This window comes from Nonomuraea jiangxiensis (assembly GCF_900099965.1).
GTDB lineage: Bacteria > Actinomycetota > Actinomycetes > Streptosporangiales > Streptosporangiaceae > Nonomuraea > Nonomuraea jiangxiensis.
The window spans coordinates 179,012-192,097 of the sequence record NZ_FNDJ01000010.1; the positions used below are offsets into that span (position 1 = coordinate 179,012).

General features: G+C 68.2%; 13 protein-coding genes and 1 pseudogene. 8 read left to right on the top strand and 6 right to left on the bottom strand.

All coding sequences use genetic code 11. The features are described 5' to 3' along the window. Window positions 1-55: 55 nt before the first annotated feature. From BLS95_RS22685 to BLS95_RS22700, 4 genes are read left to right on the top strand one after another with little or no spacing between them, the layout of a single operon-like run. On the top strand, window positions 56-1,123 hold the full coding sequence (locus BLS95_RS22685; protein WP_090934469.1) for a glycoside hydrolase family 99 protein: 1,068 nt from the start codon (window positions 56-58) through the stop codon (window positions 1,121-1,123). Further along, window positions 1,120-2,493: an ABC transporter substrate-binding protein gene (locus tag BLS95_RS22690; RefSeq protein ID WP_090934471.1), complete on the top strand. Its 1,374-nt coding sequence runs from the start codon at window positions 1,120-1,122 to the stop codon at window positions 2,491-2,493. Before BLS95_RS22685 ends, BLS95_RS22690 begins: the two co-directional genes overlap by 4 nt. Then, the gene (locus BLS95_RS22695) at window positions 2,490-3,455 is read left to right on the top strand and encodes a carbohydrate ABC transporter permease (protein WP_218135932.1); all 966 of its coding nucleotides are present in this window, start codon (window positions 2,490-2,492) and stop codon (window positions 3,453-3,455) included. The genes BLS95_RS22690 and BLS95_RS22695 overlap by 4 nt, the downstream gene beginning before the upstream one ends. Next, a complete protein-coding gene (locus BLS95_RS22700; RefSeq protein WP_218135933.1) occupies window positions 3,452-4,255 on the top strand; it encodes a carbohydrate ABC transporter permease in 804 nt (267 codons plus the stop codon). Before BLS95_RS22695 ends, BLS95_RS22700 begins: the two co-directional genes overlap by 4 nt. On the opposite strand, the gene BLS95_RS22705 is transcribed toward BLS95_RS22700, so the two are convergent. The 5 genes from BLS95_RS22705 to BLS95_RS22725 all read right to left on the bottom strand — a co-directional run bounded on the left by BLS95_RS22705 (window position 4,245) and on the right by BLS95_RS22725 (window position 8,228). After that, window positions 4,245-4,640, bottom strand: coding sequence for a hypothetical protein (locus BLS95_RS22705; RefSeq protein ID WP_090934474.1), 396 nt, complete (start codon window positions 4,638-4,640; stop codon window positions 4,245-4,247). The two genes, BLS95_RS22700 and BLS95_RS22705, sit on opposite strands and share 11 nt — an antisense overlap. A gap of 85 nt (window positions 4,641-4,725) precedes the next feature. Continuing rightward, complete coding sequence (locus BLS95_RS22710; RefSeq protein WP_090934476.1) at window positions 4,726-5,337, bottom strand: response regulator transcription factor; 612 nt, start codon at window positions 5,335-5,337, stop codon at window positions 4,726-4,728. Then, the gene (locus BLS95_RS22715) at window positions 5,334-6,524 is read right to left on the bottom strand and encodes a sensor histidine kinase (protein ID WP_245765212.1); all 1,191 of its coding nucleotides are present in this window, start codon (window positions 6,522-6,524) and stop codon (window positions 5,334-5,336) included. Before BLS95_RS22715 ends, BLS95_RS22710 begins: the two co-directional genes overlap by 4 nt. Before the next feature lie 10 nt (window positions 6,525-6,534). Continuing rightward, window positions 6,535-7,272, bottom strand: coding sequence for an ABC transporter permease (locus tag BLS95_RS22720; protein WP_090934479.1), 738 nt, complete (start codon window positions 7,270-7,272; stop codon window positions 6,535-6,537). Continuing rightward, window positions 7,269-8,228: an ABC transporter ATP-binding protein gene (locus BLS95_RS22725; protein WP_245765213.1), complete on the bottom strand. Its 960-nt coding sequence runs from the start codon at window positions 8,226-8,228 to the stop codon at window positions 7,269-7,271. Before BLS95_RS22725 ends, BLS95_RS22720 begins: the two co-directional genes overlap by 4 nt. A 261-nt stretch (window positions 8,229-8,489) precedes the next feature. Between BLS95_RS22725 and BLS95_RS22730 the strand changes: the two are divergent. Both BLS95_RS22730 and BLS95_RS22735 read left to right on the top strand, forming a co-directional pair. Next, window positions 8,490-8,905 (top strand): annotated as a pseudogene (locus BLS95_RS22730) (YciI family protein). Next, a complete protein-coding gene (locus tag BLS95_RS22735) occupies window positions 8,905-10,155 on the top strand; it encodes an RNA polymerase sigma factor (protein ID WP_090934488.1) in 1,251 nt (416 codons plus the stop codon). The pseudogene BLS95_RS22730 and the gene BLS95_RS22735 overlap by 1 nt, the downstream one beginning before the upstream one ends. A 42-nt stretch (window positions 10,156-10,197) precedes the next feature. On the opposite strand, the gene BLS95_RS22740 is transcribed toward BLS95_RS22735, so the two are convergent. Further along, window positions 10,198-11,031, bottom strand: a complete 834-nt coding sequence (locus BLS95_RS22740) for a helix-turn-helix transcriptional regulator (protein WP_176993336.1) — start codon at window positions 11,029-11,031, stop codon at window positions 10,198-10,200. Window positions 11,032-11,315: 284 nt separating this feature from the next. On the opposite strand from BLS95_RS22740, the gene proC reads away from it, so the two are divergent. Then, complete coding sequence (gene proC, locus BLS95_RS22745; RefSeq protein WP_143043840.1) at window positions 11,316-12,128, top strand: pyrroline-5-carboxylate reductase; 813 nt, start codon at window positions 11,316-11,318, stop codon at window positions 12,126-12,128. Between the two features lie 61 nt (window positions 12,129-12,189). Next, complete coding sequence (locus tag BLS95_RS22750) at window positions 12,190-13,056, top strand: methyltransferase (RefSeq protein ID WP_176993337.1); 867 nt, start codon at window positions 12,190-12,192, stop codon at window positions 13,054-13,056. Window positions 13,057-13,086 lie beyond the last annotated feature (30 nt).

Here is a 13,086-nt window from a genome sequence, read left to right on the forward strand (position 1 = left end):
CGATTTGCGCGCGCAGCCGATCCTACGGAGCATCCTTCACCCCCGAGAGGACGCCATGATCGCAAAACGTCGGGTTCTCGCTCTCGCCCTCGTTTCCATACTGGCGGCCCTGGCGTGGCTGCCTCAGGTCACGCCGGCCACGGCGACGACCGCGGCCGCGAAGCTGTCGAGAAACGTACATCTGTTCTACTACCCCTGGTACGGCACGCCCTCCGGCAGCGGTGAGTGGCGTCATTGGCAGCAGGGCGGCCACACCCCGCCCGAGGACGTCGGCGCGGACCTCTACCCAGCCCTGGGCGCCTACGACTCCGGCGACTCCCGGGTCCTGGCCCAGCACATGAAGTGGATCAGGCAGACCGGCGCCGGAGTGATCGTCTACAGCTGGTGGGGCCAGGGCAGCTACGAGGACGGCCTCGTCGAGCGCGTCATGGACGCCGCGGCCAAGCGGGGCATCAAGGTCGCCTGGCACCTGGAGCCGTACGAGGGCCGTACGGCTGCCTCGACCGTCGAGGACATCCGCTACCTGCACGAGCGGTACGGCTCGCACCCGGCCTTCGACACCGTCTTCTACGTGTTCTGGAGCCTGCAGATCGCCGACTGGTCCGCGCTGGAGGCGGTGAACAAGGACAACGTCATCCTCGCCCAGACCACCGATACCACCAAGATCGCGCACTTCAACGGCATGTACACCTATGACGGCATCGCCGGGGCCACCGCGCCGGGCTGGAAGCAGGCCGGCGAATACGCGAAGGCCAACGGGCTGATCTGGGCGCCCTCGGTCGCGCCCGGCTACATCGACGACCGCGCCGTCCCCGGCAACACCACGCCGACGATCGCCCGCGACAACGGCGCCGCCTACGACAGGCAGTGGACCAACGCCCTGGACCCGACCATCGGTGGCTCGCCGACCTGGGTATCCGTCACCTCCTTCAACGAGTGGCATGAGGGCTCGGTCCTCGAGCCGGCCGACGGCACCCCGCCGGCCGGCCACGGTTACCAGACCTTCCAGGGCGCCTACGGCAAGCAGGGCAAGGCCGCCGAGTCGGCCTACCTGGACCGCACGCGGTACTGGGTCGAGAAGTTCGAGAGCGTGCGCCGGTCGTACGGGAAGGAAGGCCGATGACAACGGTGGGCAAGCGCGTGCTCGGCCTGGCCGCGGCGCTCGTGATGGGATTGGCGGCCTGCTCGAGCGGTGGCGGCGGAGGCGGGCAGGAGCAGGCCGGGCAGTCGTTGCGGATGTGGACGTTCAAGAAGTCGCACGCCGACGCGTTGAACAAGGCGGCTGCGCAGTTCAAGGCCAAGACGGGCATCAGCGTCACGGTCGAGGCTGTCACCCCCGACGACGTGTTCGTCAGCAAGGTCCAGAGCGCCGCGCAGACCAACGGCCTGCCGGACGTGCTGGAGGTGCACGCGTCCGGCGAGGACTTCGAGATGGGCTCGTCGGGCCTGCTGCAGGACCTCGCGGCCGATGTCACCGGCGACTGGAAGCAGCGTCTGCTGCCCTCCACGCAGGAGAGCGGCGTGCTGACACAGAGGAAGATCGACTCGGTGGCCGCCGACTCGCCCATCAAGAACGGCAAGGCCGGGCAGCGGTTCTCCGTACCGTTCACGGCGGGCGCCTTCGGCATCGTCTACGCCAACAAGGACAAGCTCCGGGCGGCAGGGCTGGATCCGGACACCCCGCCGAAGTCATGGGAGGAGTTCCTGAAGGCGCTGGAGGCCACGACCGGTAAGAACCAGGGCGGGCTGTCGCTGGGGCTGAAGATCTCCCAGACCGGCTTCAACTGGATCTATCAGCCACTGGCCTTCGCCTACTTGGGCAAGGAGCGGTTCCACGCGCTGTTCGGCAAGGGCACCACGCAGGGCTTCGGCTCGCCGGACGGCGTCAAGACGCTGGAGACGTATGCCAAGCTGACGCCGTACTGGATGCCCGGCGCCACGACGCTCGGCATCGACGAGGCCGACATCGCCTTCGCGCAGGGCAAGTCGGCCTTCAACGTGGGCGGCACGTTCACGCTGGCCTTCCTCGTACAGAACGGGATGACCCCCGACAAGCTGCTTGCCTTCCCCATCCCGCCGTCGGCCGAGGGCACGCACAAGCAGATCTCGATGGCGCCGCTGGCGCTGACCGGGCTCAGCGTGACGGCCACCACACAGAACCGCGAGGCGGCGATCAAGTGGATCGACTGGGTGACCTCGCCCGAGGGCGCGGGCATGGTGGCCAAGGAGTCGCTCGACCTGCCCGCGACCGACCTGGGCACGCAGGCCGAGGCCCTGCTCGGCAAGGACCTGGCCGCGCTGCAGAAGTATTTCACCGGGCCGCCGGAGAGCGCCTACGAGGCCGGCGACGACAGCTTCTTCCCCTCCGACTGGGACCAGGTCAAGCCCGGTGACCTCACCGTGCGGCTGACGCCGCTGAAGGAGTACGGCCCGCAGCAGGCGGGCACGGAGCTGGACAAGGTCATGGCGTCGATGTGGAAGTCCACCAAGTGAGCACGACGTCCGTCGAACTGCCCGCCCGGCGGCTGCGCGAGCAGCCGCCGCGGCGGGCAGTGGCGGCGCGTTGGCGACGCCGGCTGGTCGGATGGGCCTTCGTCGCGCCCGCGGTCGCGCTGTTCCTGCTGATGGGCGCCTACACGATCGCCAGCGGGTTCCTGCTGAGCTTCGCCAAGTGGAACGGCTTCACCCCCTCATGGCGCTGGGTCGGACTCGGCAACTACGCCGACCTGCTGTACGCGGATCCGTCGCTCGCCGCCGACCTGCGCCGGGCCGTGGGGAACACAGCGCAGATCATGGTCGCCGTGCCGCTGCTGACGGTGGCGGTCTCGCTGCCGCTCGCGGTGATGCTGAACTCCATCACCCGCCTGCGCGCCGTTCTCCGCTCCGTCTACTTCCTGCCGTACGTGACCAGCGGCATCGCCGTCTACTACGCCTGGCGTTACGTGCTGGCGCCCGACGGCGCGATCAACCTGCTGCTCGGCTCGCTGGGCCTGGGCAGCCTGCGGCAGCCGCAGGGTTTCCTCGGCAACCCGGACACCGCGCTGCCGACGCTGATCGTCATCCTGGTGTGGTCGAGCGTGCCGGTGGCCACGCTGCTCTACCTCAGCGGGCTGCAGGCCATCGACCGGGGCATCGTCGAGGCCGCCCACATCGACGGCGCCGGCTCCTGGCACGTGATGCGGCGTATCATCTGGCCGCTGCTGCGGCCCATGACCGTGGCCATCGCGCTGCTCGGCGTCCGCGACGCGCTGCACGGCTTCCAGATCTTCCTGATCATGACCAACGGCGGGCCCGGGGGGCACACCGACGTGCTGGGGCTGATGGCGTACCGGCTGGCGTTCATGAAGGGCCTGGCGCCCTCGCTCGGCCACGCGAGCGCGCTGGGCTGGCTGCTGTTCGCCGGAGCCGTCCTGCTGACCCTGGCCAACGCGCGCCTGCTCCGGAGGGTCCAGTGAGGCGTTTCGCCTACGCCGGCCTGATCGCGTACGCCCTGATCAGCGTGTATCCGTTCCTGTGGATGGTGACGGGCGCCTTCAAGACCCGCACGGAGATCCTCGAGGGCAACCTGCTGCCACGCGAGCCCACGCTCGACACCCTCATCGCCACGTGGAGCCGCCTGCACTTCCTGGACTACTTCCTCAACAGCCTCAAGGTCACGGCGATGACGGTGATCGGCGTGCTGGTGGTGTACAGCCTGGCCTCCTACGCGTTCGCCGTCCTGGACTTCCCGGGCCGCCGGTTCCTGTACTGGTTCTTCGTGGCGCTGCTGTTCGTGCCGGGCATCACGGTGCTGCTGCCGGTGGTGATCCTGGAGAAGAACCTCGGGCTGCTGGGCGGCCACCTGGGGCTGGTGCTGCCCTTCGTCAACGGCACCGCGCCGCTGACGGTGCTGCTGCTGACCAACAGCTACAGTTCCATCCCCCGCGAGCTGCGCGAGGCCGCCAGGTCGGACGGCGCGGGCGAGGCGCGGATCTTCTGGTCGGTGTATCTACCGCTGGCCAGACCGGCGCACATCACCGTCGCCGTGCTGACGGCGGTGCCGACGTGGAACGAGTACGTGCTGACGCGGGTGTCGCTCTCGGACCGGTCGCTGTTCACGCTGCCGCTGGGGCTCGAGTCGCTCATCTCCGGCGACGTGCCGAGCTACAACGAGGTCATGGCCGCCTCGCTGATCATCGTGCTCCCGGTGATCGCGCTCTTCCTGCTCCTGCAGCGGTACTTCATCAACGGGCTGACGGGAGCGATCAAGGGCTGATCCTCCATGACTCGTCGAGCCTGTGGGGTGCGGAGTCTCGGTAGCGGGGATATCCCCCGTGGTCGGGAAGTTCGTCTTCATAGTCACAGGCAGCGACTGCGTCAAGGCCCGCCTGCCAGGCGCGGGTGAGGATCTTGGACACCGTCTCGATGACCTGACGGCTGGTGGCGTTCCCTCTTTCGATCTCCATCTTGATCGGCCAGGTGGGGAAGTCGGCCCCGTCCTGGGGCCAGTGGTCATTGCGCCGGACCTCGATCTCCATGGTGCCGACGCGCAGCAGACAGCCATCACGTGTCGCGCCGGTGGCGCGGGCGGTCAGCTCGATCGCGGCCTCTTGGCCGGCGCCGCGTAGGTAGAGCCCGCAGTAGTCGTAGCGGTCGGTCATGCGGCGTCCTCTGCGCGTCGGCGAATATGGAGTGGTTGGAGGCGGGCCTGGACGTGCTCGCCAGGGTGGTCATCGGGTAGGCGGGCTAGAGCCAGCCGCGTTCCTCGGCCACCAGTGCGGCCTCGCCGCGGCTGCCGGTGCCCGTCTTTCCCATCGCCGCGGAAAGGTGGTTGCGGACCGTTCCCTCCGCCAGGTGGAGGATCTTCGCGACCTCGGCGATGCTCCTGCCCCGGCCGACGGCGCTCAGCACCTCACGCTCGCGCAGGGTCAGCGGGTTGAGGCCATGGATGAGGGATTCGGCGGCCAGAGCGGGATCGACCTCGATCACCCGCAGGCCCGCATGTACTTTGCGGACGGCCTCGACCAGCGTCTCCGGCGGTGAGTCCTTCACGATGAACCCGCTCGCCCCGACGGCCATGGCCCGGGTCAGGTAGCCGGGGCGGCCGAAGGTGGTGCACATGAGCACGCGGCATCGGGGGAGGGCGGTGCGTAGTTCGGCCGCGACGGTGAGGCCGTCCTTGCCGGGCATCTGGATGTCGAGCAGGACGACGTCGGGCATGGTCTCGCGGGCCGCGACGAGCACCTCGTCCCCGGATCCGACCTGGGCCACGACCGCCAGGTCCGGTTCCAGATCCAGCATGGTCGCCAGCGCGCCCCGTACCAGCGCCTGGTCGTCAGCGAGCAGGACCTTGATCATCCGTTGCCTCCCGAGGTGCCGGCGGCCTCGTGCTGTTCCACCGGCGCCGCGGCCCGTACGGCGTAGCCGCCTCCCGGCCGCGGCCCCGCTTCCAACACTCCTCCCACCGCCTGCATCCTCTCCTTCAGCCCGCGCAGCCCGTTCCCTTCTGTGGGCTGGTCCGTCCCCTGCCCGTCGTCCTCGACCAGCAGCCAGTCGTGGCCCAGCCGGACGCTGACCCGGCCTGCCCGGGAGTGCCTGACGACGTTGGTGACGGCCTCCCGCAGCACGTAGCCGAAGACCTGCTGCAGTTCCGGGGCGACGTCGTCCACCGCGAGCGGCAGCCGGGCCTCGATGCCGGCGGTACGCAGTGCCTCGCCTACGGCGGCCAGCTCGGCGGAGAGTGTGACGGTTCGGTAGTCCGAGACGGCCGCCCGCACGTCCACCAGGGCCTGGCGGGCCAGGCGTTCCACGTCGCGGACCTCTGCGATCGCGATGGCAGGGTCGCGCCCGCTCTCCAGCAGGCGGCGGACGAGCCCCGCCTTGACCGTGATCGTGGTGACGCTGTGGCCGAGCAGGTCGTGGAGGTCCCTGGCGAAACGCTCACGCTCGCGGTCCACGGCCAGCGTGGCGATCTGGTCACGCGCGTGCCGCAACTCGTTGTTGACGTCGAAGAGCCAGGCCAGCAGGCCGATGGCCACGCTCACAGAACCGAGCACGACCAAATTCGGCAGCGCCTCGGCGAGGCCGCCGGTCACCCATCCCGCCAGGGTGATCCCGAGGAGAGAGAGGGCGACGACGACGAGCGAGACCGCCCTGTGGGTGAAGGTGAGGATGACGCACAGGGCGAACATCAGCAGCCAGGCGTTCTCCAGGCCCATGAGCACGACCAGAGCCGTGCCCAGAGCGATCGTGGCGACGCAGAGCAGCGCGCGGGGCAGCCACGCTTCCAACCGGCCGATCAGCACGAACACCATGTACGCGGCGGCGTACGCCACCCCGATGATCTTCGACCAGGACGCGGTCCCGGGATCGAGCTTCGCCAGCGCGTCCAGCCAGTTCGGCACCATGAGGGCGGTGAACAGCAGGCTGAGACCGACCGACAACACCAGGGCACGCCGGTCGGTGAACAGCGAGGCAGGCAGGAAGAGGCGCCTGACCGTTCTCATCAGCCCGTGCCCGAAGACGCCGTCGGCCAGATTGACCACTCCATGTCGATCAATTGCGGGCGGAGTCGTGACGGTAGCGCCAGATGACGGCGCCTGCCAGCACCACTGTCCATGCTAAAAGGATCAACCCCGCCCGCATAGGGTCGCCGCCCATCTCGATCCCGGCCCGGCCCAGGTCGATGAGCCAGTAACTGGGCGTGGCATAGCCGACGTAGGTGAACCACGGAGGCAGCGAGTCCAGCGGTATGAAGATGCCGCCGAAGATGGCCAGCACGAGCATCCCGATGATGATGATCTGCTGGGTGTTCTTCTTGTTCCCGAATTGACCGATCAGCAGGCCGAGGACGGCGAACGGCGTGCCGCCCAGCGTGATGACGAGCGTCACGAAGAGCCAGCCACCCAGATCCAGGCGCACGTCCCGGAACAGGGCCGCGGCCAGGGCGACGACGATGGGAGGCGGGATCGAGACGAGCAGGCCCACTGCGGCCTTGCCCAGCAGGTAGCCGCCACCGGTCAGTGGCGTCAGCCGGAGTTGGCGCTGCCAGCCTGCCTCCCTCTCGTTCATCACGCGGGCGCCGACCAACATCCCGGAGATGAGCACGCCCCAGCCGGCCATGGCGGGTAACAGGACGGCTCCAGGGTCGATCGCCGACCGCGCAGGCCACTGGGATTCGAAGATGACCGCCTCCAGCAGGTAAAAAGCGCCGGGAAACCCGATGATGAACAGGAGGGTCCCGGGCTCACGCAGCACTCTGCGCAGCTCCAGCGCCAGATAACCGAGGTTCATGACAGCTCGCCTTCGCTTGTGCGCGTTCTGCTGGTGAGGGCGAGGAACGCCTCGTCCAGGCCCACGCCGACCACCTCGACGTCACGCGCGTGCGGGAACCGGGACAGGAGCGCCCGGAGCGTGGTGTCGGAATCGGAGCTGAGCACGGCGACCTTGTCCTGGCGGATCTCCACGTTCACCACGGAGGGGAGCGCGCGCATCGCGGGCTCGCTCACCCCGGAGATCGTGGCACGCAGTGTGCGGCCGGCCGCCAGTGACCGCACCTGCGCCACCGAGCCGTCCGCGACGATACGCCCGTCGCGCAGGAACACGACTCGGTCGGCGAACTCCTCGGCCTCCTCCAGATAGTGCGTCGCGAACATGACGGTCCGGCCGGACGCGGTGAACTCCTGCATGGAGTGCCAGAACTCGTGTCGTCGCCGTACGTCCATCCCCGCCGTGGGTTCGTCGAGCAGCAGCAGGTCGGGGTCGGCCACCAGGGCGACGGCGAACCGCACCCGCTGCTTCTGACCCGTCGACAGCTTGGTGGATCTGCGCCGCGCAAGCTCTTCGATGCCCGCCTTGCGCAGTGCCTCCCGGACCGGGAGGGGGTTCTTGTGCAGAGATGCCACCATGCCCACCATCTCGATCACGGTGGCATCGTCGAGCAGCGCACCCTCCTGGAGCATGGCGCCGATGACGCCCTCCAGGACGGCCTGACGAGGCGGGAGCCCGAAGACCCGCACGATGCCGGAGTCGGGCGTCGTCAGCCCGACGATCATGTCCACCATGGTCGACTTGCCGGCGCCGTTCGGCCCGAGGAGCGCGACGACCTCGCCCGCCTTGATGGTCAGGTCCACTTCCTTGACGGCGTGGACCTCGCCGTAGTGTTTGCGTAAACCCTGGACGTGAACTGCGGTGTCCCGCCGTTCCGCCTTGGAAAGCAACGTCTCGTCCATGCCTTCAGGGTTCTTCACCTGGCCGAGGTTTTCTCGGCCACCTGTCATGACCTTGGCGTGACAGCTGTCACGGATATCGCCCAGACGCTTGGAGGTTGCCGGCGACGATAAGCTTTCTGATCAGCAGGGTGTCCGCGTCTCACGGGCGAAACGCGGGGTCGGAGGGATCGGCCGCGTCGCGGCGAGAGATTTTTCCGGGGCCGTGTTGATCCGTGGGCCGCTCGTTCGACGTGTGGGTGCGAGGGCCGAGAGGCGGCCCCGCCGGACGAGGAGAACGCGATGGCGAAATACCTGCTGATCATGCGGGGCACCGACGAGTCGAACGCGGCCATGATGGCCGACATCGACGAGATGATGGCCACGACCCGCCAGTTCATCGAGGAGATGGTCAAGGCCGGCGTTCTCCTCGCGGCGGAGGGGCTGGACGATCCGGGCCAGGGCGTCGTGGTCGACTTCAGCGGCGAGGCCCCGGTGGTCACGGACGGGCCGTACGGCGAGACCAAGGAGCTGTTCGGGGGCTTCTTCCTGCTCGACGTCGCCTCGAAACAGGAGGCGGTCGAGTGGGCCAAGCGGGTCCCGGCGGCCCCCGGGGCCAAGGTCGAGGTCCGGCGGGTGCCCGGCAGCGACGAGGTCCCGCAGGTCGGCGAGTGATCATCAAGGACCGGGCCGGGCGCGACGGCAACGGCCGGATCTGATGGGTACGGCCGATGTCGAGGCCGTCTGGCGGATCGAGTCGGCGCGGATCGTCGCCGCGCTGACCCGGTTCACCGGCGATTTCGGGCTGGCCGAGGACGCGGCCCAGGAGGCGGTGGCCGAGGCGCTGGTGTCGTGGCCGCTCGCCTCGCCGGCGAATCCGGCCGGCTGGCTGATGGCCACGGCCCGGCGGCGGGCGATCGACGCGATCCGCCGCCGGACCGCCCTCCAGGACCGATACGCCCTGCTGGCGGCCGATCTGGCGGCCGACCGGGCGGCCGACCTGGCGGCCGACTCGGCGGTTGACGAGGAAATCGATCCCGACAGGATCGATGACGACGTGCTGGCGCTCATGTTCGTCAGCTGCCACCCGGTGCTCTCCCCCGAGGCCCGGGTGGCGCTGACCCTGCGCGTGGTCGGCGGCCTGTCCAGCGAGGAGATCGCCCGCGCGTTCCTCGTACCCGTGCCGACCGTGCAGGCCCGCATCACTCGGGGCAAGAAGACGATCGCGGCGGCCGGGGTGCCGTTCGAGCTGCCGCCGGCCGCCGAGCGCCGGGAGCGGCTGGGCGGCGTGCTCAGCGTCCTCTACGTGATCTTCACCGAGGGGTCGACGGCCACGTCGGGCGACCGGCTGCTGCGCCCCGACCTCGCGTACGAGGCGATCCGGCTGGCGCGCACGCTGGCCGCGCTGCAGCCGGACGAGCCGGAGGTGCACGGCCTGCTGGCGTTGTGCGAGCTGACCGCCGCCCGTTTCCCGGCCCGGACCGGCCCGGACGGTTCGCCGGTCCTGCTGGAGGACCAGGACCGGCGGCGGTGGGACATCTCGGCGATCCGCCGTGGGCTGGCCGCGCTGGTCAAGGCATCGGCCCGCGGCCTCGGCCCCTACGGCCTGCAGGCCGCGATCGCCGCCACCCACGCGTCGGCGTCCTCGGTCGAGGCGACCGACTGGGACCGGATCGTGGTGCTGTACGAGGCGCTCGGCCGGGTCGCACCCTCACCGGTGGTCGAGCTCAACCGGGCCGTCGCCGTTGCCATGGCCGCGGGCCCGGTGCAAGCCCTGGCCATCGTGGACGAGCTGATCGCCTCAAACCGGCTCCCCGGTTCGCATCTGATCCCGACCGTACGCGGTGAGCTGCTGGCCCGGCTCGGACGGCGCCCGGAAGCGCGCGCCGAGCTGGAGCTGGCGGCCCGGCTGTGCGCCAACCAGCGCGAACGCTCGGTGCTGCTGCGCAAGGCGGCCATGCTGACGTGACCGGCCGGGCGTGGGCCCCCGCCTCCGGCAACTACATGCCAGTCACGGCTCCTCGTCCAGGACGCCGGAGATCGCGATGGAGTAGCCGAGTTGGGCCCGGCTGGTGCTGCCGAGGCGGGTGGAGATCCGTCTGATGTGCTCGGCTACGGTGCGGCGGCCCATGCCGAGCTCTCGGGCGATCTTGTCTTCGGTAAGGCCGGCGACGAGCATCCGCATGATGGCGCGCTGCTGGTCGTCCACCACCAGTCCCTCCCGTCGCGTGGTCGTGAGGATGGGGCTGGCACGGATCCAGGCCAGTTCGAAGACGCGGGTCAGGTAGCGGACCAGCGCGGGCTGGCAGATCTCCACCAGCTCGTGCTCGTCACCCGAGGGCGCGGAGACGTACGCGATCTCGCCGTCGAAGATGATCAGGCGGTCGAACAGCTCACTGGAGGTGCGTACCTCCGCCCCCTCCTCGACGATGCGCTCGATGTACTCAAGCGTCGGAGGATGGTTGCGCGTGGTGTGCTGGTAGATCACGCGCTTGCTGACGCCCCGCCGCAGGACCGGCAGGTCACGTTCGAGGACCTGAGCGAGGATCTCCGACGAGCGACCGCTGCCGGGATGAGCGGTGATGATCTCCCTGCGACATTGGGCCAGAGCCAACTGCAGGGTGTCCTCGACCTCCTGAGGACCCTCGATGAGCGCGATGTCAGGCCGCCGGCCCGCTCGTCCCCGCTCGTACGCCCGCTCGACCATGTCGATCACCTGGCTCGCTCGGGCTAGTTCGGCGCGGGTGGCGGAGATGGATTGTTCCAGCGGATTGAGGAGACGCGCAGCGACAATGCTCGGCCCCACCGGCCGCACCAGATCCGGCTTGTCCTCCGTCGATGCCACCAGGCCCGATCGGAGCAGACATGGAGGGGCGGCCTCTCGCGGAACGGTTCGCTCCATCACCGCTCTTTCGTAAGCGGCCATCCCGTCATGGCAGATATCTGCCTCATCGCAATAGACCGGACACGCGCGGTTCATCCACACCTACCCACCCTGCATCTTCCTGCACCGCATGATCACGCACGTAGTAAAGGTAGTCAACTCGGTAGTTGTCATGGCAACGTCCCATCTGAGTGGGGAACGTGACGCCAGCACAAACGGCATCCCTTGGGTGGACAGGGGGAACATTGGAAATTTCCGCACGTCGAATCGTCGTGATCGGCGCCGGCCACATGGGGCGAGCGATTATCGCCGGTCTTCGCGAAAAAGCTCTGGACGTTTCCATCGATATCGTGGAGAAATCGCAGGACAGAATACGCCTTATAGGCGACGAATTCGGCATCGAACCTCGTCCGACATATGAACCCGGGCAGGACGACGTCGTCATCCTTGCCATTCAGCCTCAGGCGTTCGAGGAGTTCAGTGCGGCACAGCCGTCCGGAGCCTTCGCGAGAAGCCTGGTCATCTCCGTCATGGCCGGCGTGAGCATCGCGGCCATGGAGAACGCGCTCAACACGGTCCGCGTCGTCCGCACCATCCCGAACACGCCTTCCGAGATTTCGCAGGGCATGACCGTGCTCTGCCCCGGGAAGGCCGTCACCGGTGGCGAGACCTCCCTCGCCGAGCAGATCATGTCGGTGATCGGCAGGACCGTCACGGTCCGGAACGAGGCACTGATCGACGATGCGACCGCGCTTTGCGGCGGTGGTCCCGCCTTCGTCGCGTACATCGCTGGTGCCTTCATCGATTTCGCGATGAAGGCTGGATTCGACCCCGACCAGGCCCGGCTCATGACCGCTCAGGTCCTGCGCGGGACCGCCGACCTGATGTACGGCACCGGGCGCGATCCCGAGGAGATGTGCCGCCAGGTCATGACCCCTGGCGGGACCACCGAGCAGGGAATCTTCCACTATCGCGACAACGGGCTCCACGACCTGTTGGTCGAAGGCTTGAACCGGTCCGCGAACCGCTCGCGTGAACTGGGCCGGATCGGCCGGTGATCGGCTGCCGAACCCGATGGGGAACGATCCACGAACGAGCTTGGCATTAGGGAGGATCAGCGTGCTCGGCATCAGCCAGCGTGACCGCATCGGTACGGAGGCGGCGGAAGCGATCGCCGCCGAAGGTTCGTACGAAGTGTATTTCGGCATGGGACACGTGCTCCGGCTCCTCAATCGGCCCGACGTGTTCAAGGTCAGCCCCGCGGGAATGAGCCTGGGCGACTTCCTGGTCCGCGACCTCACACAGGATGATCTGCGCGGGTCCTTGCTCGACATGGGTACGGGGAGCGGCGCGCTGGCCATTCTCCTGCGCGGATTGGGCGCTCACGACATCACCGCCACGGACATTTCGGCGTCCGCTGTCAAGACGGCCATGGAAAACGAGCTGCTCAACTTCGGTGACCAGCGCATTTCGTTCGGAGAAGGGAGCCTCTTCGATGGCCCCAGGACCAAGCGCCGCTTCGATCTGATCGTCTTCAACCCTCCTGGCTGGCACAGCCCGTCAGAGGAGTGCCGCGAAGAGCTCAAGCGACAGAACCTGAGAGGCCTCAATCTGTCGGCGATGTTCTCGGGAGAGAAGGTCGCCTTCGACTTCCTGCGGCAGCTCCCGCACCATCTCACATCGAACGGGCGGGCGATAGTCGGGCTCAATTCAATGATCGGGATCCGGAGCGTGCTGTCGCGGATCAGGGAACTCGACGGCGTCGGCGACGCGCTGGAGTTCAAGCTGATCGAACGGCACACCTTCCCGTTGTTCTTCTACTCAGGTGACTGGCGGGAGTCACGTGACATCCTGCTGACCGAGTTCCACCGCTGGCGCGACCGCCATGGAATCGCCTTCAGCGTGAGCGACGACGGGACCCTCTACTGGTCGTACGAGGTCATCGAGTGCCGTCTCGCCGCGAAATTCCGGGAGGTCCGTGCATGAGTACGGTTCGCCCCAGGGCGACCGTACTAG

Coding starts and splice junctions, on each gene's coding strand:
- BLS95_RS22685 (WP_090934469.1), top strand. CDS start 56: ATGATCGCAAAACGTCGGGTTCTCGCTCTCGCCCTCGTTTCCATACTG.
- BLS95_RS22690 (WP_090934471.1), top strand. CDS start 1,120: ATGACAACGGTGGGCAAGCGCGTGCTCGGCCTGGCCGCGGCGCTCGTG.
- BLS95_RS22705 (WP_090934474.1), bottom strand. CDS start 4,640: ATGACCGACCGCTACGACTACTGCGGGCTCTACCTACGCGGCGCCGGC.
- BLS95_RS22710 (WP_090934476.1), bottom strand. CDS start 5,337: ATGATCAAGGTCCTGCTCGCTGACGACCAGGCGCTGGTACGGGGCGCG.
- BLS95_RS22720 (WP_090934479.1), bottom strand. CDS start 7,272: ATGAACCTCGGTTATCTGGCGCTGGAGCTGCGCAGAGTGCTGCGTGAG.
- BLS95_RS22735 (WP_090934488.1), top strand. CDS start 8,905: ATGGGTACGGCCGATGTCGAGGCCGTCTGGCGGATCGAGTCGGCGCGG.